Below are 22,061 nucleotides of genomic sequence, written 5' to 3'. Positions count from 1 at the left end.
TATATCACTCGATGATTTCGTGCTTTCCATTCTTGTTGGAGAGCACCATCAAGCAACGGCGGCGACATTAGAGTGCCTTGAGCAGTGGCGAATAAGAAGCGTGATCACAGTCGATCTCGTCGTCAACCACAATTCTCAGCTCGACTACTTCACATATTTGGAGCAGGTGAGGGCGCGCCATCCAGGCAAGCATCTGCTTATTATGCATGCCGATATCTATTTCGCAGAGGATTTTCTGCATCGGCTGATCGAGCAGATTGCCCTTATCGAGGAGGCGGGTTTGGCCTGGGGACTGCTGGGTCCGGCAGGCGTCAGCTATCCATATTTCAAAATCGTTCGAAATATGGTCGATTATCATGGAATTCTTTATCCCTTCCCACATCCGTTGCCGGCCGTACACCTCGATGGTCACCTGCTCGTAATCCACAAGGATCTCGTTTTCGACTTCAATAAGGATTATCGAGGCTTCCATCATTACGACACGTTGCTTTGCATCCGCTCTTGGTCGCTGGGCTTACCCGTTTTCGTCATCAATCTTCCCCTCCGACACCTTGGTCAGGGTAATGTCGAGGAATGGCAGGAACGTTCTGACGCGCTTGGTCGGGATTTGGGAAGAGTTTATGGCAACAAGACAATTGTAACGTCGATGGGCCCGGTAGAGCTCGATGTAGAGCCCGGCGTGACGCGTGATTTCTACAAACAAGAGGTAGAGTCCACGCTGGCTCGTCTGTTCCATCATCGGACGTTACAAGACGTCACGCTCGTTTTGCGCTGCGACGATGCGAGCGAAAGCAGCTTCCGGGAGGCATTGCTCAGCGTTTGCGGTCAGTTTGATAAACCATCACGGGTGGTCGTGGTGTGTTCCGACCGGCTACGCAAATCTTTGGAGCTGGAGTGCAGCTACTTCGGCATGTTTGTTGACATTCGCATCTTGTCAGCTCATCCGGCAACGACCGTATCTTCCGAAGACGTGTTAATGGGATGCGGCGATGAAATAGCGGCGCTATTGCCGACGTCTGGGCTCGTTTCTTTTCTTGATGCTACGACGTCGTTGTTCCCGAATTATGTTCGTGACGCGCGCCAATTTCACGTCTTGGGCGCGGGTGTTGAGAATGTCGTCGCTGTCCTCGACATGAATTACGCAGTTCTTGAAAGCAACAGACAGGGTGCTGAGTTCGAGCCTAGGCTCATAGAGGCATGGAAGACCGAGACCATCGAGGATATCGTTTCCGGCGGGATCATCCCGCTGGCCTCCTTCGTTATGCCAATAGCGACCTTCCGTTCCATTCTTGACGATCACAGGGGCGGCGCGCTCAGCGAAAGGGTCTTTGTATTTAGGCTAGTCGCGCGCGCGCCCGTATTTTTCTTAAGGAGGCTAGGTGGTTACCTGCGAACAACTGCAAAACAGTTGTCCACCGACGCGGGACCACTTGCCGAGATTGCAATCCAGGGCGAGTTCTTGCGCTCTTCCTATCCCTTTGCATATCTCTGGATGAAGCGGCACGCTAGCGCAGCGTCAGCACCTGTGCAGGTACCCACTTTTGGAGCCGTGCATCTCTCTCGAGAGCAGTTGCTCGTAAATAAACTCGTGCAGTATCCGCGCATTGTCGATGGCATTTTTATGCTCCACGGCTTATTGAAGCGCTTGCGAAAGCGGGTCCTTATAAGATAAGCGCGAAGTGCAGACACCAGCAGCTATTGGACAGATAGGGGATATTTGATGAAGGCGGTCATTCTGGCGGGCGGATTTGGAACGCGAATAAGCGAAGAGTCGCACCTGCGTCCGAAGCCGATGATCGAGGTCGGTGGCAAGCCGATCTTGTGGCACATCATGAAGATGTATTCGCACCATGGCATCAATGATTTTATCATCTGCCTTGGATACAAGGGATATGTGATCAAGGAGTATTTCTCCAACTATTTCCTGCATATGTCGGATGTCACTTTCCGCATGCAGTCGAATGAAATCGAAATACATCAGCGTAACGCTGAACCTTGGAATGTCACGCTTATCGATACGGGTGAAAAGTCGATGACGGGCGGACGCCTGAAGCGTGTAGCGTCGTATTTGCACGACGACACCTTCTGTTTTACCTATGGCGATGGTGTTTCGGATATCGACATTACGTCGCTTGTCGCTCATCACCGCGCTGCCGGCCGTAAGGCGACGGTGACTGCCATTCAGCCACCCGGCCGTTATGGCTCTCTGTTGATCGAAAATGGCGCAGTTCACCAATTCCAGGAAAAGCCAGCCGGTGACGGCGTTTGGATCAATGGCGGCTTCTTTGTCCTCGAGCCCTCAGTCATCGACTATATCGAGGGTGATCTGACGGTATGGGAACAGGATCCGCTGCAGGCGCTTGCACGCGAAGATCAATTGTCTGCCTACAAGCACACCGGTTTCTGGCAAGCCATGGATACGTTGCGCGAAAAGAATTTGCTTGAAGAGATGTGGGCGTCTGGTCAGGCTCCCTGGAAGAGCTGGTAGGCATGTTTAACAACGTTTATAGGAACCGGAAGGTTCTGGTTACGGGCCATACCGGCTTCAAAGGCAGCTGGCTTTGCCTGTGGCTGCGTATGCTTGGTGCTGAGCCGGTCGGTCTTGCTTTACCGCCTGAGACCCAGCCAAGTCACTGGGATCTGCTGGGTTTGGACATGCGATCCGAGTATGTCGATATCCGAGATCGCGTCAAAGTTTGCGAGATCGTTGAAGCGAGCCAAGCCGAGATTGTTTTCCATCTTGCGGCGCAGCCCCTTGTTCGGCGCTCTTATCGTGAGCCCATCGAGACATGGGATATCAACGTTACGGGAACGGTCAATATTTTGGATGCCTGTCGCAATAGCGATGCTGTCAAAGCCATTGTCTCGGTAACCACCGATAAGTGCTACGAGAATAACGAATGGGTTTGGGGATATCGAGAAACCGATCGATTGGGAGGGCACGATCCGTACAGCGCCTCGAAAGCAGCAGCTGAGATTGCAGCCGCGAGCTACCGACGGTCATTTTTGGATAAGGGCAATCAGCTGCTTGCAACCGCGCGTGCGGGCAATGTAATCGGCGGCGGTGATTGGTCGGAGGACCGGCTTATTCCTGATTTGGTTCGTGCGGTAAAGTCAGGCCAGACTCTGGAAATCCGCTCTCCAGCTGCGACCCGCCCGTGGCAGCACGTTTTGGAATGCCTGTCCGGTTACCTCATGCTCGGTGAAGCGTTGCTGTCAGGCGAGCGCAAAGCGGCGGAGGCATGGAACTTCGGGCCTGAAAAGGAGGGGAACCGACCGGTGGAGCAGGTGCTCCAAGCTGTTAAGGCGCAGTGGCCGGCGGTGGAATGGCATCGTTCAGCGTCGCCGCAGCCGCATGAGGCCAACCTCCTTTATCTGGACAGCAGCAAGGCGCGGGAATTGCTGCGTTGGCGGCCTGTTCTTTCCTTCGAGGAAACCGTTGAGATGACAGCCTCCTGGTATCAGGAGTTCATCGAAAATGAAGCGGTATCCTCGATCCGGCAGCTGGAACAATATTGCGCGCTTGCCTCCCAAAGGGGCGTTGCATGGTCCGAGGCTGCTGCATGAAGTTGATTGAGACCGGAATTGATGGGCTGTTTGTTGCCGAAACTACGGTCATTGGAGATGCGCGCGGGACGTTTTCACGGGTTTTCTGCCAGGACGAGCTTGGTGACGCGCTTGGGGATCGGGTGATCCGCCAGGCAAATATGTCGATGACGGCTGCCGTTGGTACGGTACGTGGCATGCATTTTCAGTATGCGCCGCGTGCCGAAACAAAAATTGTCCGTTGCATTGAAGGGCAGGTTTACGATGTCGCGGTCGACTTGCGGCGCGGATCCCCGACATTTTTGCAATGGCATGGCGTTGAGCTTTCTCCTGAGAATGGCCTCGCTTTCATAATCCCCGAGGGATGTGCGCATGGATTTCAAGTGTTGAAAGCCAATTCGCGTCTTCTCTATCTGCATACCGAGTTTTATTCCCCGGCACACGAAGGCGCAGTGCGCTATGATGAGCCGCGGGTCGGTGTAGCGTGGCCATTGCCGCCAGCTCATCTTTCATCCAGGGATGTCGGTCATCCCTTTCTTGATGCAAATTTCCACGGAGTTGATCTATGAAGTGCCGCCATTGTGCAAACGAACTCAAGTTTGTCTTCCTGGACCTTGGCCACGCTCCGGCCTCAAACGACTATCTCAGTGTCGCAGATTTGACGCGCTCAGAAATTTCCAACCCGTTGCGCCTTTTTGTCTGTGACGAATGCTGGCTGGTCCAGACCGACGACTATAAAAAGGCCGAAGATCTCTTTGCTCGTGATTACGCATACTTTTCCTCAACGTCGCAAAGCTGGCTACGTCATGCGCAAGCCTACAGCGATGCTATCGAAAAGCGCCTTGGATTGTCGTCGAACAGCTTCGTTATCGAAGTTGCGTCCAATGACGGATACCTTCTGAAAAACTTCGTGGCGAAGGGAATCCCGTGTCTTGGTATCGAGCCGACGGACAGTACTGCAGATGCCGCTGAAAAGCTCGGTGTACCAACGCTTAGACAGTTTTTCGGCGCAGAAACGGCACGGACTTTGGTGGAGGAAGGCCGGTCAGCCGATCTGATTTGCGGCAATAACGTCTATGCGCACGTGCCCGATATCAATGATTTTACGGCGGGGCTTGAAATCGTCCTGAAGCCCGGTGGAACTGTAACGCTCGAGTTTCCGCATTTGATGCGTCTCATGGAGAGCGTTCAGTTTGATACCGTCTATCACGAACATTTTTCGTATCTTTCGCTTGGCGCCGTGAAGCGGATTTTTGCGCGCGCCGGGCTACGGCTGTTCGATGTGGAGGAAATCCCCACTCACGGTGGAAGCTTGCGGGTCTATGGTTGCCGCACCGCGGACGCACGCGATACATCGCCTCACGTGGCTGAAGTGCTACGGCGCGAGGAAGAGTTTGGTCTAAGCAAAGTTGATACCTACTTGGGCTTCCAGGATAAAGCGGACGCCATCAAGGATGAGTTCCTCTCCTTTCTGCTGGAACAGAAGAAAAAGGGTAAGATTGTCGCTGCCTATGGTGCTGCCGCAAAGGGCAACACTTTAATGAACTATGCAGGGCTGAAGACGGATCTCATCCAGTTCGTGTGCGATGCTGCGCCGTCGAAGCAGGGAAAGTTCATGCCGGGCAGCCATATACCGATACTTCATCCCGACGAGCTGAAGGCCCGCAAGCCTGACTGGGTTGTAATCCTGCCGTGGAACATTGCTGAGGAAGTGGCTGGAGCTCAGGCCGTTATTCGTAGCTGGGGCGGTCAGTTTGTGGTGGCCATTCCCAAATTGACTGTGCTGCAGTGAAGATCGCCGTATCTGGGGCCACCGGCTTTGTGGGCGGGCATGTCGTAGCCCGTCTTCTTGCCGAAGGGCACGAGATCACAGCTATAGCTCGAGATGCAAGCAAAGCTGCGAAAATGTCCTGGTCGGACCAGGTCAAATTCGTGAGCTGTGATTTGTATAGCAGGCCGGAAGGTCTCGCTGCGGAAATGGATCCGCCCGACGTATTTGTTCACCTCGCTTGGCCTGGTCTTCCTGACTATCGTGGGCTGTTCAACCTCACGCATAATCTTGGGGCCGAAATAGCCTTGTTCCAGCGGCTTGTCGAATGGGGTGTCCCTCATTTGGTGGTCGCCGGGACTTGCCTTGAATATGGATTGCAGTTCGGTCCTTTGGCCGAAGACGCGGAAACAAGGCCGACTACACCCTACGGGCTAGCCAAGGATACGGTTCGAAAAACCCTTCAGCTGATGCAAAAAGTACAGCCGTTCACATTGCAGTGGATGCGTCTGTTCTACATGTATGGGCCAGGCCAGTCGGAAAGAAGCCTCCTATCGCAGCTTGATAAAGCACTCGCGGAAAAGCGGCCGTCATTCGATATGTCGCCAGGCGATCAGCTTCGTGATTATCTTCCGATAGAGGAGGTTGCCGAGCGTTTTGCGCGCGTGATCGTGCGACCAGAGGTTTCGGGTGTGATAAATTGCTGTAGCGGACGTCCCACTTCAGTGTTTGACCTGGTGGAACGACATCTACAAGCCAATTCAGGCTCCATTCGGCTGAACCGTGGTGTTTATGGCTATCCCGAATACGAAGCGCTTGCTTTTTGGGGAATGCCCGACAAATTAAGAACGCTTGGTTTTTGAACAATAATATCTAGGCTTTACTCAGGCAGGCGAACGTACTTTCTCAGTGGCCCGCCTGAGAGCTTCTCCGAAGCGACGTGCGTGGTTAAGGGCCGAAATAGGCGTCCAGCACTTCGCTCGGTGCGCCATCCATCCGCACTTTGCCGTGTTCAAGCCACACCACTCTGTTGCAATTTTTTGCCAGAAGATCCTTGGCGTGGCTTGCGATCACGAGAATCTGGGTCTTTTCAACAAGCTCATTTAATCGCTGGTTGGCCTTCGCCTTGAATCCCTCGTCGCCTGTCGCCAGCCATTCATCCATAATCAGGATTTCAGGTTGAAGAATGGTAGAAATAGAAAATGCTAATCGCAATTGCATGCCTGAGGAATAGGTGCGAACCGGCATTTCAAGGAAATCACCCAACTCGCTAAAGTCCTCGATTTCCTGCAGCCTTTCTTTCATCTCTTCCTTTTTGAAGCCCAGTAGAGCGCCTCTAAGAAAAATATTCTGACGTCCTGTGGCTTCTGGATCGATCCCGAGAGAGATATTGATGAGCGACGTGCACTTGCCTCTTATGTCGACCTTGCCTGAAGTCGGTGCATAAACGCCCGTCAGCACGCGCAGAAGTGTCGTCTTGCCCGAGCCATTGTGGCCTATGAGACCAATCCGGTCATGCCGGCTCAGTTCGATATTGATATTGTCCAGTCCGCGGACGACGACGACACCGCCACTTTCAGAGTTGATCGAGCCACCAGTCGCCATTTTCATGACGCGATTTTTGAGCGACCTGCCGCGCGCGTTATAGATCGGGAAGTCGACTGTGACATTCTGTAGAGAGATGGATGTCATAATTGCCTGCGTTTTCTGAGATGTCTGGTTTCGTTGCTCACAGCCAGTAGGCAATGCGGGCTCGGTATTTTTTCAATAGAAGAAGCGCGAAAGACCAGCCGACAATCGCAACGCCAACGGCTACGACCCAATTTGCTGCTGTAACAGTTTGCCCAAGAAGCGGATTTCTGACGACCGAAATTAGATGAAAAAAGGGATTGTAGTCGAGCATGATGTGCGATGCACGTTGCGGCAAATGGTCGGGCATCCACATTATCGGGGTGACGTACATCATCACTTGCATGATGTTCTGCACAATTTGGGTCAGGTCGCGATAGCGAGTGCATAAGATCGCCAGCGTCAATGCGATCCAAGTCATATTTAACGTCACAATGATGAATCCTGGCACGACCAGTAGTGCCGAGGCCCCAATGGATTTCCAGAATATTAGCAGAACGATTGGAAATATAACAAGATTGTGTGCTAGTATTACCGAATTGCGGTACCAGACTCTCAAGATATACGTGAAGAATGGTAGATCCAATTGCAGTATTATGTCGCTATTGGATATAAATCCGGAGCACCCTTCGCTGACGATCTGCGTGTAATAACCCCAAAAAATCAGGCCGACGCATATGAAGGGAAGAAACTCGTTCATGGGCGTATTGAAGATCGTGCCGAAAACGAGACCCAGTGCTCCGATCAGCACCCCCATGTTGATGGTGAGCCAGAATGCGCCGATCCGGGATCGTCTGTAGCGCTGCGCCACATCTTGCCATCCGAGCAAAGCAGCCAGACGGAAATTCGATAAGGCTTCCGTAATATCCCACACTGCGCCGTGATAAGGCACCTCGTTATTTGCGATTTTCAGATTTCTCACCGGCAATCCATTTTTCAGCTTCGTCTTCTGCTTCAGCAACAAAGACATGCGATCATTTTTAAGGCGAACCCCTAGCAAAGCATGGAAACCGAGAATAGCCCCCTTATGCAAATTTACCCAAAAACGGGTATCGCGGTGCCTCATTGTGGACGGCGGTTAAAATAAGGTTTCTGGCGGCCAACCCGGAGGGCTGTTCTCTGTTAGGCCGTTGCCCGCCGGCGATTTGAACCAGCTAGTGTTATTCGGCAGGCATAAAGGGAATTGCTGCCTTAAAGCCGGCGAGTGCAGAAATCGCTGAATGTTTTCGATTGGATGCTATTTTCGAAACTGACATTTTGTACGATAAATTGCCGCACCATATTCTAACGCAAAGGCACTCCGGTCGGCTAGGATTTGCCCGATTGCGGACACGAATCTCCGCCACGCGGCGCGACGGGGGCAGCCAATGAAAACTTCGGGAGATTTTATGATCGACGATATTCTGGACCGGATGACGCTTGAGGAACAGGTTTCGCTGCTTGCGGGTGCCGATTTCTGGACCACGGTGCCGGTTGAGCGTCTCGGCGTCCCGAAGATCAAGGTCACGGATGGGCCGAACGGCGCGCGTGGTGCCGGATCGCTGGTTGCCGGCGTCAATGCGGCCTGCTTTCCGGTTGCCATCGCGCTCGGCGCGACATGGAACCCGGCGCTCGTCGAGCGCATGGGTGTGGCGCTGGCCGGCCAGGCGAAGAGCAAGGGCGCTGCCGTCCTGCTGGCGCCCACGGTGAACATTCATCGCTCGGGCCTGAACGGCCGCAACTTTGAATGCTACTCCGAAGATCCGATGCTGACGGCAGCGCTCGCCGTTGCCTATATCCAGGGCGTGCAGAGCCAGGGCGTTGCGGCGACGATCAAGCATTTCGCCGGCAACGAATCCGAGATGGAGCGGCAGACGATGTCGTCGGATATTGACGAACGCGCGCTTCGCGAAATCTACCTGCCGCCGTTCGAACAGGCCGTGAGGAAAGCCGGCGTCATGGCGGTTATGTCGTCTTATAACCGGCTGAATGGAACCTATACCAGCGAACACCCCTGGCTGCTGACGAAGGTTCTGCGTGAGGAATGGGGTTTTGACGGTATCTTCATGTCCGACTGGTTCGGCTCGCATTCGACCGTAGCAACGGTCAATGCCGGGCTCGATCTTGAAATGCCGGGGCCGACGCGCGATCGCGGCGAAAAGCTCGTGCAGGCGGTGCGCAACAGTGAGGTCAAGCCCGAGACCGTCCGTGCGGCCGCCGGGCGCATCCTGACGCTGCTGGAGCGCGTCGGCGCCTTCGAGAACACCCCGGATTTGACCGAGCATGCGTCGGATCTGCCCGAGGATCGAGCTCTGATCCGTCAGCTTGGTGCCGAAGGCGCGGTTCTTCTCAAGAATGACGGCATTCTGCCGCTGCAGAAATTAGGGCTTGGGCATGTGGCTGTTATCGGGCCAAATGCCGCCGAGGCGCGGGTCATGGGCGGCGGCAGTGCCCAGATTGCTGCGCATTATAAGATCAGCCCGCTTGAAGGCATTCGCGCGGCGCTGTCGAACGCCAACAGCATCCGCCATGCCCCGGGCTGCCGCAACAATCGTCTAATCAACGTCTTTTCCGGCGAGATGAGGGTGGAATATTTCAGGGGCCGTAGCCTGGCCGGTTCGCCGGTGGCGGCGGAGCCGGCGAACAAGGGCGAGTTCTTCTGGTTCGATCTGCCGTCCCCCGAGCTCGATCCTAGTGAATTTTCCGCGCGCATGACGGCTTTCTACATACCGACCGAAAGCGGTGAGCACGTCTTCGGCATGACCAATGCAGGCCTTGCCAAGCTCTATGTCGATGGCAGGCTTGTCGTGAACGGTTATGACGGCTGGACACGCGGCGATAATTATTTCGGCACGGCCAATGTCGAACAGCGTCAGGGCGTGCACCTCGAGGCCGGTCAGCAGTATCAGATCGTCGTCGAATATTGCTCTTCGGCGACGACCGAGGAGGGGATCAATCTGACGGCCGTCCGCTTCGGCGTGGAAAAGCCGCTCGGCGAGGCGGACATGGCAGAGGCTGTCGAGACGGCACGCGCCGCCGATACCGCGCTGCTGTTCGTCGGCCGCGATGGGCAATGGGACACCGAAGGGCTCGATCTGCCAGACCTGCACCTGCCTGGCCGGCAGGAAGAGCTGATTGAAAGGGTGGCGGCGGTCAACCCCAATACGGTCGTCGTGCTGCAGACGGGCGGACCCATCGAAATGCCATGGCTCGGCAAGGTCAAGGCGGTGCTTCAGATGTGGTATCCGGGCCAGGAGCTTGGGAACGCCGTGGCCGATGTGCTGTTCGGTGACGTCGAGCCCGGTGGCCGCTTGCCTCAGACCTTCCCGAAGCGCCTGGCGGACAATTCCGCGATCACAGACGATGCCGCTATCTATCCCGGGAAGGATGGGCACGTGCGCTACGCCGAAGGCGTTTTTGTCGGCTATCGCCATCATGATACGCGCGGCGTCGAGCCTCTCTTCCCCTTCGGTTTCGGTCTCGGTTACACGCGCTTTGATTGGGGCAAGGCGCAGGCGTCGGTAACGGAGATGGGACCCGATGGCATCACCGTCACGGTCGATGTCACCAATGTTGGCGACAGGGCGGGATCCGAGCTGGTGCAGCTTTACGTGCGACCGCTCGCCGCGACGGTTGAGCGACCGGACAAGGAGTTACGCGCCTTTGCCAAGCTTCGGCTTGCCGCGGGAGAGACGGGCACGGCGTCGCTGGTCGTCAAGCCCCGTGATCTCAGCTATTTCGATGTGGAGACAAAGGCATTCCATGCCACTCCCGGCCGCTACGAGCTTCTGGTGGCTGCCAATGCCGCCGATATCCGCTCGGCAGTGACGATCGAACTTGCAAAGGAATGGATCGGCGAGACGACGGATCGTTCCATCTGAAGTCGTAACGCCAACAGCAGCCACCGTCTTTCGGGCAGGCGGCGATGCGGGAGAATAGTCTGCGTGTCGCCGTCTACGCTCTTAAGCCGTCCGTGTTCTTCGGGGCTACTTACTCTATCCGCCTTTAACGACGGCGCATGCGCAGGGGAGGGACACGCCCGGAAAAGGAGGGGGCAAACCCGTCGTCGGCAGCATGATCAGCTTGAAAGATCTGTCCGACCGGCTTTGGCCGTCCAAGAAAGAACCCCTGGGCCTCGTCACAGCCTTCGATGCGGAGGATCTCGAGCTGGTGATTGGTTTCGACGCCCTCGGCCAGGACGGGAATTTCAAGGCTCCTGCCGAGCGTGAGAACTGCTCGGACGATCGCCTTCGCCTGGATGCTGCGCTCCACTTCGCTCATGAAGGAGCGATCGAGCTTGATCTTGTCGAAGGGGAACGAGCGCAGCGTGTCGAGCGACGAATAACCCGTTCCGAAATCGTCGATTGCGATGGTCACGCCGAGCGCCCGGATCTGCCGCAGCACATGCAGGGTGCGGCTCTTGTCGGCGATGATGGTGGACTCGGTAATCTCCAGTTCCAGCCTCGCCGGAGACAGGCCGGTTTCAAGGAGGATCAAATGGACGAGCTTAGCAAGGTCCGCATGGGCGAATTGCACAGGCGAGAGATTGACGGCGATCTTATAGGGCCGGTCCCATGAGGCCGCTTGCTTGCAGGCTGTTCGCAGGACCCATTCACCGATCACGAGGATGGTACCGCTTTCCTCGGCGATCGGGATGAATTCCGATGGCGGAACCTGGCCATGTTCGGGATGATTCCAGCGTGCCAGGACCTCGTAGCCGCAGGCCTCGCCGGTGCGGACCGAGGTTTGCACCTGATAGTGCAGTTCGAGCTGATCGAGTTCGACGGCACGGCGCAGATCCTGCGCAAGCGTGTGCCGGGCGCGCGCTGCCTCGTCCATTCTGGATTCGTAGAAACAGACGGCGCGGCCGATATCGGCCTTGGCACGATACATCGCAAGATCGGCATTGCTGATAAGGCGCTCCAGGTCGACGCCGTCATCGGGATAGACGGCGACGCCGATGCTTGCGCCGGTCACCGTCTCGAAATCATCGATGCGGATCGGCTCGAACATGGTCTTTTCCAGACGTGCCACGAAATCCAGCAACTCGCTCTGATTCTGAAAGCGCTTGGCTGCCGCAAACTCGTCACCTCCGACGCGTGCGACAAACTCGCCATCCTTGATGAGGCGCGCAAGGCGGCGTCCGATGGCCTTCAGTGCCTGGTCGCCTGCCTTGTGGCCGCGCAGGTCGTTGATCTCCTTGAATCGATCAAGGTCTATGCCGATTACGGCGAGCTTTGCACCATCTTCCGTGGCGCGCTCCATCTCACTGTGGAGATAATCGCTGAAACTACAGCGATTGGGCAGGCCCGTCAGCAGATCGTTGAGCGCCATATGCTGAAGCTTCTCGATGGATTCGCGCGAGGCGCGTTCGTCGATCATGTAACTGGCGACGCCAGTGCCGATGACAAGCAAGCCGCCACCGGCAACCGCAACGGCCATCGCCTTCAGCGCGTAGGAATCGACAATACCGGCGCCCGTTGCCAATGGCGTCACCGATACGGCAGTCATCGCGGTGAAATGAAGCGCGACGACCGCAAGAACGAAGAGGACGAGAGCAGCCTGCGGCGCAACACGCCAAGGCCGACGGATCGCCTGATTGAAGGCAAATGCCGCGAAGGTGACCGAAAGCACGACGGAACCGATGATATAGCCCTGGTTCCATTCGACGATGCCATCGACGTGGTAAGCCATCATGCCGGTATAATGCATGGTCGCAATGGCGAGGCCGACGGCGGCGCCACCCAGTTCCGGCGCTATCCGCTGCGTGCGCGACAGCATCACCGCGAAACCGCCGGCAGCGCCTGCCACCGCCAGTAGAAATGACGCCATCGTAAGGATCGGATCGAAGGTGACGGGCGCGCCGACCTGATAGGCCAGCATGGCAATGAAATGGGTGCACCAGACGGAAGAACCGGCGGCGACTGCCGTCAGGAAGATCCAGCCGCTTCGTTGCAGTCCGTGGGTCTTTTCTGCTCGCTGCAGCAGGCCGAGCGTGATCCATCCACCGCTGATACAGACGAATGCCGCGAGAAGAACGAGCCACAGATTATGTTCCGTGACGATGCATGAAAGAACGCGCACGCAAAAATCCCAAATCTATTCTATGGCGGCGACGGATCTTCGATAGGCCGTCGTTGCGCCGGAAATCGACGCGCAGATCCTTCGTCGATGAACACTGAAGATCAAGTAAAGACGCTCGATATAAATCGCGCGAAAGGTGTATTTCCACACGGGCCCTGATCTTATCACCGCACCGGCGCTCTGCCTTTCTGCGCCGTCGCGGCATGCGGAATGCGCACTTCACTCGCCTTCAAAGCCGCTTTCCCATCAATTATGCGACCGGCTCGAATTTCGGCAGGCAGCGATCGAGATCTCTCGTCAGAACTCTGATCCGAGAACTGACTTCGATATTCGAAGCTTAAAACTATATCTAAAGTAACTCTGTTAGAAATGCAGCAATTCCTAAAATGAAATGTCGCATATTATCCTAATATCAATCTTTATGGGAGACGATGTATTTAAGTATAGTTGAAAGTTATACTACTTTCAGCTTGTATTTAGTAGTCGATACAATTTCTATTATATGAAAGCTCGTTCGTGAAGAGATCAAAGGCCCGCATCAGACCCTTCCGCAGACTTCATCACTTGTCCCGAAAGCTGATGGCCGACCGAGCCGGGAACTTCGCTACGGTCACCGTCTTGCTTGCGGTTCCCCTGATTGCCGCCGCCGGAATGGCGATAGACGTCACCAACGCACTGGTGGCCAGAACCGAGCTTTATAATGCGGCGGATGCTGCGGCGCTCGGCGCGATTGCTGACTCGTCGCCCGCGGTCGCCGCGGCGCTGAAGATGACCAGCGACGGCACCGTCAGCATCGGTCAGGATGATGCACGGAAACTCTTCTTCGGCCAGGCGTCGAGCGACCTGCAAAACGTGCCCGTCAACGTGAATATTTCGGTCAACAGGGTTTCGAATGTCGTCTCGTCGACGGTCAACTTCTCCGCCAGCGTGCCGACGACCTTGATGCAGATCATGGGGCAAACCTCGATCTCGATCAGCGGTACGGCCTCCGCGCAATACCAGACGGCCAGCTTCATCGACTTCTATATGCTGCTGGACAACACCCCATCGATGGGTGTGGGCGCCACGACGGCCGATATCACCAAGATGCAAGCAAACACGAGCGATACCTGTGCCTTTGCGTGCCACAATCTGGATACGACTAATAATTATTATAACTTAGCGAAAAATCTTAATGTAACGATGCGCATCGATGTGGTGCGGCAGGCAACCCAGTCGCTGACCGATACGGCGACCACCAATCGCTCGACGCCCGACCAGTATCGCATGGCCGTCTACACATTCGGTACTAAGGCGGAAAGCGCGGGTCTGACCAGCGTGTCCGCTCTGTCTTCCGATATGACTCAGGTAAAGACCTCCACCGGCGCGGTCGATCTGATGACCACGCCCTACCAGAATTACAATAGCGACCAGGACACGAGCTTCGACACGATGTTGACGCAGCTCAAGCCGATCATCGGCACGGGCGGCGGCGGCACGACAAGCTCGGATCGCGCCAAGGTGCTGTTCTTCGTGACAGATGGGGTTGGCGACAGCTACAAGCCCACCACATGCACGAAGCCGACGACGGGTGGCCGCTGCCAGGAGCCGCTCGATATATCCTTCTGCAAGCCGCTAAAGGACCAGAACGTCAAGATCGCCATTCTCTACACGACCTATTTCCCGCTGCCGCAGAATGCCTGGTACAACACCTGGATCGCGCCGTTCCAATCGCAGATCGGCACGAACCTGCAAAACTGCGCGTCGCCTGGCCTCTATTTCGAAGTCAGCCCGACGCAAGGGATCACCGATGCGATGAATGCGCTGTTCCTGAAGGTCATTCGCACGCCGCGGCTCACGGGCTGACGAGGTGCCTCGGATGACCGACTAAGGATAGCCACGGGCTGGCTATGCTGTGACCAGCGTTTTGACCAGGCCTATGATCTTCTGCCGCGTCTTTGTGTCCTTGATCTTTGCAAAGGCGCGATTGAGTTCGGCGCCTTCATCGGATGAAAGGAAGCTGACAAGATCGTTCTTGACGCCCAGCGCCTCGTCTCCCGAAGTATGGGAACGGGCAACTGGGTTGTCGAAGAAATGCGAAATTGACACGCCGAGGCAGTCTGCAACCCGCTGCAACCGGCTGGCGCCGACCCGATTTGTGCCCTTCTCATATTTCTGGACCTGCTGAAACGTCACATTCAGCCCTTCGGCAAGCGCCGTTTGGCTCATGCCCAACATGCGCCGCTGCATCCGGATGCGTCTTCCGACTTCAATATCGATCGGGCTGGGTAGCTTTCTATTCGACGTATCTTGCATAGACCCTCTTTCTGGCGATGGTGCCGCCCATCGAACTGCGAGGGGTCGATGGGCGGGAGGCTGCGAGACCCCTGGACATCATGTCGGCAGAGCCCGCGACTTATGACTGCCGGGCGTCATATGGGACGGCAACGTCAATTCACCCCGGCTGTCGTCACGCCATCCGTTTCTTGCGCATTCGGTACAATGTTTGCGCTATCTGAACATTGCGAAGGGCGTCACGCGGACGCCGACAGCCCGATACGCCGGCCTAGTTGGCCGCCGATTCGCGGCCGATTTGCCTGATCGTATCGATAAAGGCCCTGAGTTTCGGCGCCAGCTCGGCACGACGCGGAAAATATAGAAAGAGGCCGCCCTCGGTGACCGCGTAGTCGGCCAATAGCTGGACCAGCCGGCCGGCCTGGATGTCCGCTTGCACCAGCGGTTCGAAGACATAGGCAAGTCCGATGCCTGCCAGCGCCAATTCGATTGCCGAATGCGATTCCGTCACGATTGCCTGACCGCCGACTGTCACCGCGACATCCCGGCCGGCCTCGACGAATTCCCATTGATAGAGACCGCCGGAGCGGATGAGCCGATAACCAATACAATTATGATTGGAAAGCTCGCCCAGTGTCGTCGGCCGCCCATGGCGGCCGATATAGGCTGGAGAGGCGACCACGACCGAGCGAAAGGGAGGGGTGAGGCGGATCGCCACCATATCCCGAGCGATCATTTCGCCGATGCGTATGCCGGCATCGAAGCCCTCGGAGACGATATCGGTCAGTCGCTCGTCGGAAAAGATTTCCACCTCGACCTCGGGATAGCGATCGGCCATCGCGGCAATCACCCGCGTCACCGCAAGCGGCAGGCAGACGCGCGCAGCATTAATGCGCAAAAGGCCACTTGGCCTTCCCTTGACGGCGCGGATGCGCTCGAGCCGCTCGTGAATATCCTGCAATGCCGGTGTCACCGTGCCGATCAGGCTCCGGCCGGCTTCCGTCAGCGCAACGCTGCGGGTCGTGCGCGCAAAGAGCGGCTGGCCGAGCCGTTCTTCGACCAATCGGACGGCATGGCTGACGGCCGACGCGCTCATTCCCAGTTCACTGGCGGCAGCGGCGAAACCGCCGCGGCGAGCCACGGCAACGATGACGGGCAGGTGAGGCAGCAGATCGCGATCCATTCATGAACTATATCGCATAATGTATGCGAATTAAATGATCTTATCGCAGGACACAAAAGAGGCGATCCTGTGTCGGTCAAGTCGCCGACAGGCCCGATCGACCATCCGAACGAGGCTGCACGCGGCAATGAGGAGCACATCCATGAGCATGGAATTCTACACTCTCGGCAATAGCGGCCTGAAAGTAACGCGGCTTGCCCTCGGCACCATGACTTTCGGCACGGAATGGGGCTGGGGATCGGACAAGAAGACGGCTCGCGCCATCTTCGACGCCTATGTCGAGGCCGGCGGCAATTTCTTCGATACCGCCGATGCCTATACCGGCGGCACGTCGGAAACCTGGCTCGGCGAATTCATCGCCGAACGCGGACTGCGCGATGAGGCTGTGATCGCGACAAAATTCAGCATGAACCTTCAGGCACACACACCGAACGCCGCCGGCAATGGCCGCAAGAACATACTGCGCGCCGTCGAGGGCTCGCTGAAGCGGCTCAACACCGACCATATCGATCTTTACCTGATGCATTGCTGGGACCGGCTGACGCCGCCCGAAGAGGTCATGCGCACGTTTGACGATCTCGTCCGTTCGGGAAAGGTGCTTCACGTCGGTCTGTCGGACGTGCCGGCGTGGTATGTGAGCCGCGCCCAGGCTATCGCCGAGTATCGCGGCTATGAGCCGATATCGGCACTGCAGCTCGAATATTCGCTGGCGGAGCGTAATATCGAGAACGAGTTCATCCCCTTCGGCACGCGCTATGGCGCTGGCGTCATGGCCTGGAGCCCATTGGCGAGCGGTCTTCTGAGCGGCAAGTACCGCCCGAGCGCCGCAGAGCCGACGGCCGGTCGGCTCGAGACTGTACGAGGAACGACAAATCCAGGCTTTCAGAAGTTCAACGAACGCAACTGGGCAATCGTTGCCGAGCTGGAAAAGGTATCTGCCGAGCTTGGGCGCAGCATGGCACAGGTCGCCGTCAATTGGGCCATGACGCAGCCAGGCATCGCCTCGATCATTATCGGCGCAACGAAGCTGGAGCAGCTGAACGACAATCTCGGCGCAATGGACTTCGAGATTCCGTCGGCGTTGCGCCAACGGCTCGACGATGTCAGTGCGTTGCAGCCAACCTTCCCCTATTCCTTCTTCGGAGCGGAGATCCAGGGCGCTATGACCGGCGGTCAGACGGTGGGCGACAAGCCGGCCGGTTACTATCCGGATCTGACTATTTCGGGAAAGTTTGCCGGCGTCAGCTAACGTCGCAGGCGAGGACCAGCGATGGGCCGGCAGCGATGCCGGCCCAAAACGACTATATTGCGAGGGTCCTTGTTTCCGCCGAGTTCTGCTGCTACTGAGCGCGCCGTAGCCCATAAGGGCCACGAAATCCGGTCGCAGCCCACCCGGTCAAAACAAGGGATCCTGAATTATGAAGACTATCGTCGTCTGCTCCGGCGGATTGGACTCCGTTTCGCTCGCTCATAAGGTCGCGGCCGAACATCAGCTTATCGGCCTCGTTTCCTTCGACTATGGCCAGCGGCATCGCAAGGAAGTGGAATTCGCCGCGGCCTGCGCAACACGCCTCGGCGTGCCGCATGAGATCATCGACATTACCGCCATCGGCAAGCATCTGACCGGATCGGCTCTCACCGACGACATAGATGTGCCCGACGGGCACTATGCCGAAGAGACCATGAAGGCGACCGTCGTGCCGAACCGCAATGCGATCATGCTCGCGATCGCCTTCGGGCTTGCGGCGGCGCAAAAGGCGGATGCCGTGGCCGTCGCTGTCCATGGCGGCGATCACTTCATCTACCCGGATTGCCGGCCGGGCTTCATCGATGCCTTCCAGCAGATGCAGAACCATGCCCTGGAAGGCTATGCCAACGTCTCGCTCTATGCGCCTTTTGTGACCATTTCGAAGGCGGATATCGTCATCGACGGCGCGAGACATAACACACCCTTCGCCGAAACCTGGTCCTGCTACAAGGGCGGCACTCGCCATTGCGGGCGCTGCGGCACCTGTGTCGAGCGTCGAGAAGCTTTCCATCTTGCCGGCGTCGAAGACCCCACGGATTACGAGGATCCCGACTTCTGGGTAGCCGTCACGGCCGGCTTTTCGGCCCAGGAGGTGAAGTGATGTTCCGCATCACCAAGGAATTTCATTTCTCGGCCTCGCATCAGCTGGCGCATCTTCCCGACGATCACCAATGCGCGCGGCTGCACGGGCACAACTACATCGTCGTGGTGGAGCTCTCGGCCGCCGAACTCGATGGCAATGGCTTCGTTCGTGACTATCATGAGCTTCAGCCGCTAAAACGCTATATCGACGACAATCTCGACCATCGCCATTTGAATGATGTCCTTGGCCATGGCCGCGTGACGTCGGAATGTCTCGCCAAGCATTTCTACGACTGGTGCAAGGCCCGTCTGCCCGAGACGTCGGCGGTACGGGTCAGCGAGACGCCGAAGACCTGGGCGGAATACCGGCCATGAGCGAGGCGCGCATTCGCGTGAGCGAGATATTCGGGCCGACGATCCAGGGCGAGGGGATATTGATCGGGTTGCCGACTGTCTTCGTGCGCACCGGCGGCTGCGACTACCGCTGTTCCTGGTGCGATACGCTGCATGCGGTTGACAGCGACTATCGCGATCAATGGCGGCCGATGTCGGTCGAGGAGATCTGGCTAGAGGTGACGCGGCTTTCCGGCGGCAGGCCGCTGACGATATCGCTCTCGGGTGGCAATCCGGCCGTCCAGCCGCTCGGTCCGCTGATCGCCCACGGTCACGCCGAAGGCTATCGCTTCGCGCTGGAAACGCAGGGGAGCGTCGCCAAGGAATGGTTCGCCGAGCTCGACACGCTTGTGTTGAGCCCGAAGCCACCATCGAGCGGCATGGTTACGGATTGGGGCGCCTTCGACGACTGTTTGCGCATCGCGGCGGACAAGCCGCAGGTCGCGCTGAAGATCGTCGTGTTCGACGATCGCGATTATGCCTATGCGCGCGCGGCTGCTTCCCGCTATCCACATTTGCCTGTTTACCTGCAGCCCGGCAACCACACGCCGCCGCCGCCCGATGCCGACGATGCTATCGTCGACATTGACGGTGTCATGGAGCGGATGCGCTGGCTCGTGGACAAGGTCAGCGATGACAGGTGGTTCGAGGCGCGGGTCCTGCCGCAATTGCATGTGCTCATCTGGGGCAACAAGCGCGGTGTTTGAGCAGGACCGGAGCCGGGGAGGCCGTCGCCTTCTCTTTTGCCGGAGCCGCAACATAACTCAACATTTTCGAACACAGCTTCATGAGGCGTCTGCTATTTTCCCCGGGCTTCAACGTTTGGAAAGGCAACGTGTCGGAAAAATCCTATGACCGAGCATGGGTAGCGCTTGTCACTTTCTCGTCGGAGCTGCATCGCGGACGTGAACGTGACAGATCAGCGGTCCGGTGAGATAATTTTGCGCGCGAGGGATCGCGTGACCGGCATTCCAGCGAAGGCAGCGACCCGCGACATGGCGTTTTCCGAACAATCTCATATTCTCATCGTCGAGGACGACACCGATATAGCGGGCATGCTGGTCGAGCTCGTGACCAGCAATGGTTTCAAGGCGATCTCCGCGGCAAACGGCGCTGACATGGATCGCCTGCTTGTGCGGCAAAACTTCGATCTCATCGTGCTCGATGCCATGCTTCCCGGCGAGGACGGCTTCAGCATCTGCCGGCGGCTACGCGCGGATCGAACAGTTCCGATCCTCATGCTGACCGCCCTTCACGAGGACGTCGACCGGATTCTGGGCCTCGAACTCGGGGCTGACGACTATGTGACAAAACCCTTTAATTCCCGCGAGTTGATGGCCCGCATTAAAAGTATCTTGCGAAGAGCCGCCTACACCCAGCAACCCGACGACAGCTTGGCGCCGTTGTCTTTCGCCGGCTGGCGCATCGATCCCAAAAGCCGGCAGCTATTCGATGCGGACGGGGCAGAAGTCTCCATGACGACGGCGGAGTTCGACCTGCTCCTGGCCTTTTGCCGCAATCCCAACCGGATACTGACGCGCGAGCAGCTTTTGTCGATGACGCATGCGGGTTCGGCCGGGCCGGTCGAGCGCAGCATCGACGCTCATATCAGCCGCGTGCGCCAGAAAATCGAGCCCAATCTCAAGGAGCCCTCCTTCATCAAGACCGTGCGGCTCGGAGGCTATCTGTTTGCGTCCAAGGTGGAGCGACTGTCATGACGAGCTTTCGCGCCGCCTCCATCCGTACGCAGATCCTCATTTTGGCGACGCTGTTGACCATTCTCGTTTCCGTCGTCGCCACGGTCTCCGAGCCGTACATCTACGGTCGGCATGACAAGGGCATCCAGATCGGCCTGCTGGCGGGCAGGATCGAGTTGGTTCTCGACCAGTTCCGGCGCACCCGTTCAGTCGAAGAGGAAGCTGCCGTTCTGAAGTCTGCCGCCGATCTTGGAGTTTTGGTGGAGAAAGCGCCCGCCGCGCAGATGCGGACGGAAGGCGATGCCAACGCGTCGAGCGACATCCCGACACGCGTGCGTGCCTTGCTCGAAAACAGTTTTTCTCAATCTATCGAGTGGCTGTTTATCGGCGCGACGCAACCCGATGTCCTCATGGTGAAAGTGGACGCCGAACGCGCGCTTATCTTTCACATGCCGGTCTTTTCGCCTTACCTCTGGCTCCTGCCGGCTGTGGCGAGCGGGATCTTGAAGATCGTCATCCCGATTGCGCTTCTGGCCTATTTCAGCAGTCGGCTGATCACTCGACCGGTCGCCCGTTTCGCCGCAGCTGCCGAGGAGGCGAGTATGGACGACAGCCTCGAGAAGCCCTTCGTCACGGAGGGAGCGGCGGAAATCAGGAGCCTTGCGACCTCGCTCAATATCATGCGCAGCCGGATATTGGAGATGGTCGACAGCCGGACGCGGATGCTGAGCTCGATCAGCCATGATCTGAGGACGCCGCTGACTCGGCTGCGGATGCGGGCCGAGCGCTGCGAGCAGCAGGATTTGCAGCGCCAGATGCTTGCCGATATCACCACCCTGGGCGCCATGATCGATGAGAGCCTGGCGTTCCTGACGAATGCCTCTCATAGCGTGCCGTCCCGCAAGGTGGATATTTCCAGCCTGCTTCAGACGATCGCGACGGATTTTTCGGAGACGGGCATCGATGTGAGCTTCATTGGGCCACGCCGGCTCACCTGCATGTGCAAGCCGCAGTCCATCACGCGGGCCGTGAGCAATCTTGTCGAAAATGCCTCCCGCTATGCAAATTGGATCGAAATCGAACTGCACAGCGCGGCTGATGGTGGCGTGCTGATCAGGGTCAGCGACAACGGCCCGGGCTTGAGCGACAAGCTCAAGGCGCGTGTTCTGGAGCCTTTCTTCAAGGCCGACAAGGCGCGCACGACGGGTGCGGGCGGTGGTTTCGGTCTCGGCCTGCCGACGGCGGAAGGCATCGTGCGAAAAGGCCACAATGGAAGATTGACCTTACTCGACCGCAAGCCCAATGGCCTCGTCGTCGAGATCAGCCTCCCACCGGGGCAGGACCAGACCGTAGTTCGGCTGGCCGGTGCGTCACGCAAGATGCCCGAGACGCATTAGA

The 22,061-nt window shown here is 57.4% G+C and carries 19 protein-coding genes; 14 read left to right on the top strand and 5 right to left on the bottom strand.

The window, feature by feature from the left end:
* Nucleotides 1–19: 19 nt before the first annotated feature.
* From JTP94_RS14845 to JTP94_RS14820, 6 genes are read left to right on the top strand one after another with little or no spacing between them, the layout of a single operon-like run.
* Complete coding sequence (locus JTP94_RS14845) at nucleotides 20–1,672, top strand: hypothetical protein (RefSeq protein WP_204851253.1); 1,653 nt, start codon at nucleotides 20–22, stop codon at nucleotides 1,670–1,672.
* Nucleotides 1,673–1,720: 48 nt separating this feature from the next.
* Nucleotides 1,721–2,488 (top strand): glucose-1-phosphate cytidylyltransferase, encoded by a 768-nt coding sequence (gene rfbF / locus JTP94_RS14840; protein WP_204851252.1) that lies wholly within the window; start codon nucleotides 1,721–1,723, stop codon nucleotides 2,486–2,488.
* 2 nt (nucleotides 2,489–2,490) lie between these two features.
* Nucleotides 2,491–3,567: a CDP-glucose 4,6-dehydratase gene (gene rfbG / locus JTP94_RS14835; RefSeq protein WP_204851251.1), complete on the top strand. Its 1,077-nt coding sequence runs from the start codon at nucleotides 2,491–2,493 to the stop codon at nucleotides 3,565–3,567.
* Nucleotides 3,564–4,115 (top strand): dTDP-4-dehydrorhamnose 3,5-epimerase family protein, encoded by a 552-nt coding sequence (locus JTP94_RS14830; RefSeq protein WP_204851250.1) that lies wholly within the window; start codon nucleotides 3,564–3,566, stop codon nucleotides 4,113–4,115. The genes rfbG and JTP94_RS14830 overlap by 4 nt, the downstream gene beginning before the upstream one ends.
* Nucleotides 4,112–5,338 carry a class I SAM-dependent methyltransferase gene (locus JTP94_RS14825; RefSeq protein ID WP_204851249.1) on the top strand — a complete coding sequence of 409 codons (1,227 nt, stop codon included), beginning with the start codon at nucleotides 4,112–4,114 and terminating at the stop codon, nucleotides 5,336–5,338. The genes JTP94_RS14830 and JTP94_RS14825 overlap by 4 nt, the downstream gene beginning before the upstream one ends.
* On the top strand, nucleotides 5,335–6,177 hold the full coding sequence (locus tag JTP94_RS14820) for an NAD(P)-dependent oxidoreductase (RefSeq protein WP_204851248.1): 843 nt from the start codon (nucleotides 5,335–5,337) through the stop codon (nucleotides 6,175–6,177). Before JTP94_RS14825 ends, JTP94_RS14820 begins: the two co-directional genes overlap by 4 nt.
* Nucleotides 6,178–6,262: 85 nt before the next feature.
* Here JTP94_RS14820 and JTP94_RS14815 read toward each other — a convergent pair whose 3' ends face one another.
* Both JTP94_RS14815 and JTP94_RS14810 read right to left on the bottom strand, forming a co-directional pair.
* Nucleotides 6,263–7,006 carry an ABC transporter ATP-binding protein gene (locus JTP94_RS14815; protein ID WP_034511416.1) on the bottom strand — a complete coding sequence of 248 codons (744 nt, stop codon included), beginning with the start codon at nucleotides 7,004–7,006 and terminating at the stop codon, nucleotides 6,263–6,265.
* 37 nt (nucleotides 7,007–7,043) lie between these two features.
* Nucleotides 7,044–7,913 (bottom strand): ABC transporter permease, encoded by an 870-nt coding sequence (locus tag JTP94_RS14810; protein ID WP_204851247.1) that lies wholly within the window; start codon nucleotides 7,911–7,913, stop codon nucleotides 7,044–7,046.
* Between the two features lie 418 nt (nucleotides 7,914–8,331).
* Here JTP94_RS14810 and JTP94_RS14805 point away from each other — a divergent pair, with 418 nt between their 5' ends.
* Nucleotides 8,332–10,803, top strand: coding sequence for a glycoside hydrolase family 3 C-terminal domain-containing protein (locus tag JTP94_RS14805; RefSeq protein WP_204851246.1), 2,472 nt, complete (start codon nucleotides 8,332–8,334; stop codon nucleotides 10,801–10,803).
* A gap of 124 nt (nucleotides 10,804–10,927) precedes the next feature.
* Here the strand turns inward: JTP94_RS14805 and JTP94_RS14800 are convergent, their stop codons facing one another.
* The gene (locus JTP94_RS14800) at nucleotides 10,928–13,006 is read right to left on the bottom strand and encodes a bifunctional diguanylate cyclase/phosphodiesterase (RefSeq protein WP_204851245.1); all 2,079 of its coding nucleotides are present in this window, start codon (nucleotides 13,004–13,006) and stop codon (nucleotides 10,928–10,930) included.
* Nucleotides 13,007–13,585: 579 nt separating this feature from the next.
* On the opposite strand from JTP94_RS14800, the gene JTP94_RS14795 reads away from it, so the two are divergent.
* On the top strand, nucleotides 13,586–14,851 hold the full coding sequence (locus JTP94_RS14795) for a pilus assembly protein TadG-related protein (RefSeq protein WP_204851244.1): 1,266 nt from the start codon (nucleotides 13,586–13,588) through the stop codon (nucleotides 14,849–14,851).
* A 42-nt stretch (nucleotides 14,852–14,893) separates the two neighbouring features.
* On the opposite strand, the gene JTP94_RS14790 is transcribed toward JTP94_RS14795, so the two are convergent.
* Together JTP94_RS14790 and JTP94_RS14785 are read right to left on the bottom strand one after the other, a co-directional pair.
* Nucleotides 14,894–15,301 carry a helix-turn-helix domain-containing protein gene (locus JTP94_RS14790; protein WP_204851243.1) on the bottom strand — a complete coding sequence of 136 codons (408 nt, stop codon included), beginning with the start codon at nucleotides 15,299–15,301 and terminating at the stop codon, nucleotides 14,894–14,896.
* A gap of 250 nt (nucleotides 15,302–15,551) precedes the next feature.
* Nucleotides 15,552–16,463, bottom strand: coding sequence for a LysR family transcriptional regulator (locus JTP94_RS14785; protein ID WP_204851242.1), 912 nt, complete (start codon nucleotides 16,461–16,463; stop codon nucleotides 15,552–15,554).
* Between the two features lie 142 nt (nucleotides 16,464–16,605).
* On the opposite strand from JTP94_RS14785, the gene JTP94_RS14780 reads away from it, so the two are divergent.
* The 6 genes from JTP94_RS14780 to JTP94_RS14755 all read left to right on the top strand — a co-directional run bounded on the left by JTP94_RS14780 (nucleotide 16,606) and on the right by JTP94_RS14755 (nucleotide 22,060).
* The gene (locus tag JTP94_RS14780) at nucleotides 16,606–17,712 is read left to right on the top strand and encodes an aldo/keto reductase (RefSeq protein WP_204851241.1); all 1,107 of its coding nucleotides are present in this window, start codon (nucleotides 16,606–16,608) and stop codon (nucleotides 17,710–17,712) included.
* Between the two features lie 169 nt (nucleotides 17,713–17,881).
* Nucleotides 17,882–18,592 carry a 7-cyano-7-deazaguanine synthase QueC gene (gene queC, locus JTP94_RS14775; RefSeq protein WP_204851240.1) on the top strand — a complete coding sequence of 237 codons (711 nt, stop codon included), beginning with the start codon at nucleotides 17,882–17,884 and terminating at the stop codon, nucleotides 18,590–18,592.
* Entirely contained in the window at nucleotides 18,592–18,948 is a 357-nt protein-coding gene (gene queD / locus JTP94_RS14770; protein WP_204851239.1) for a 6-carboxytetrahydropterin synthase QueD, read from the top strand. The genes queC and queD overlap by 1 nt, the downstream gene beginning before the upstream one ends.
* Nucleotides 18,945–19,673 (top strand): 7-carboxy-7-deazaguanine synthase QueE, encoded by a 729-nt coding sequence (queE, locus tag JTP94_RS14765; RefSeq protein WP_246754977.1) that lies wholly within the window; start codon nucleotides 18,945–18,947, stop codon nucleotides 19,671–19,673. Before queD ends, queE begins: the two co-directional genes overlap by 4 nt.
* Nucleotides 19,674–19,961: 288 nt before the next feature.
* The gene (locus JTP94_RS14760; RefSeq protein ID WP_204851444.1) at nucleotides 19,962–20,684 is read left to right on the top strand and encodes a response regulator; all 723 of its coding nucleotides are present in this window, start codon (nucleotides 19,962–19,964) and stop codon (nucleotides 20,682–20,684) included.
* Nucleotides 20,681–22,060, top strand: a complete 1,380-nt coding sequence (locus JTP94_RS14755) for an ATP-binding protein (RefSeq protein WP_204851237.1) — start codon at nucleotides 20,681–20,683, stop codon at nucleotides 22,058–22,060. The genes JTP94_RS14760 and JTP94_RS14755 overlap by 4 nt, the downstream gene beginning before the upstream one ends.
* Nucleotide 22,061: the final 1 nt, after the last annotated feature.

It is taken from the genome of Martinezella lusitana, from assembly GCF_016901135.1.
In the GTDB taxonomy this organism is placed as follows: Bacteria; Pseudomonadota; Alphaproteobacteria; order Rhizobiales; family Rhizobiaceae; genus Rhizobium; species Rhizobium lusitanum_D.
The sequence above is the reverse complement of the archived record's forward strand: the minus strand, read 5'-3'. Positions and strand labels throughout refer to the sequence as shown.